The organism is Winogradskyella sp. ABM4_392 (assembly GCF_056160445.1).
The window spans coordinates 1-975 of record NZ_JBSWXE010000016.1 but is presented as its reverse complement, the minus strand read 5'-3'; the positions used below and the strand labels follow the sequence as shown (position 1 = coordinate 975).

Below are 975 nucleotides of genomic sequence, written 5' to 3'. Positions count from 1 at the left end.
GTAAAATGGGCTTTAAACTCTTTTGTTTGGTTGGTAAGGGGCTCCAGGTACTCTACGGTGAACCAATAGTCGCTCGATGGCATGTTGTTGCCGTTGAACGTGCCGTCCCATCCCTGACCTTCCGGGCTGATCTGCTTGAGCAGTTTCCCGTAGCGGTCAAATATATAAATTTTGGCACTACTTCCAATGCCTTCTATGTTCCATGTTTCATGGATGCCATCTCCGTTAGGCGTAAAGTACTTTGGGTAATCCACCACAAAAACATCATATGTCGCTATGCCACAGCCTGTCTTGTCCCTCGCCGTCACCACATGGAGTCCTGATGATACTCCCGTAAACTGTATCGAACCATCTTCCAACGGATCCATCCATGGACCTCCGTCCAAGCTGTACTCATAATCACCTATTCCGGTCGCCAATGCTTCTATAACATTATTTTCGCCAAAAAATTGTGTTACAAAATCGGCTATTAATGTTGGTGGTGCACTTTCTATGACGGTCGTCTCATCGTAATTATCACAGTTCGTTACCGTTGACGTACTGATATCCGTTACCGTTACACCATAAATACCACCTTGTGTCGGCATCATACTAGAGCCTGTCTCTGAAGCAATCTCTTCACCATTAAAGGTCCATACAAAACTGTAATCGGTATCCGATAATCCCGTATCCAATACTGGTGCATCCAGTATCTCTGTTCCATTGGTATCGACACAAAGGATGTAACTATCCTCTAAATCAAAGTATGGCCTTGAGTTCACCTGAAGCGTCAATGGTGCCACTTCGTAACATATGGATCCGTCCTGCTGGTTATCAAACGTACCATCATTGTTAAGGTCTACTGGGTCTCCGTTTCCATCACCATCTACATCCACAAACTCGTACAGACCATCTGCATTGGCATCAATACCGTCCGACAGACCATCTCCATCAACGTCTATTAAATCAAACACTCCATCTGCGTCCGTATCATAG

At 45.1% G+C, this 975-nt stretch carries 1 protein-coding gene; it reads right to left on the bottom strand.

Translation table 11 applies throughout. The annotated features are described in order from the left end of the window. The coding region (locus ACXAFS_RS15270) for a T9SS type B sorting domain-containing protein (protein WP_475308042.1) at window positions 1-975 on the bottom strand (975 nt) is incomplete at both ends.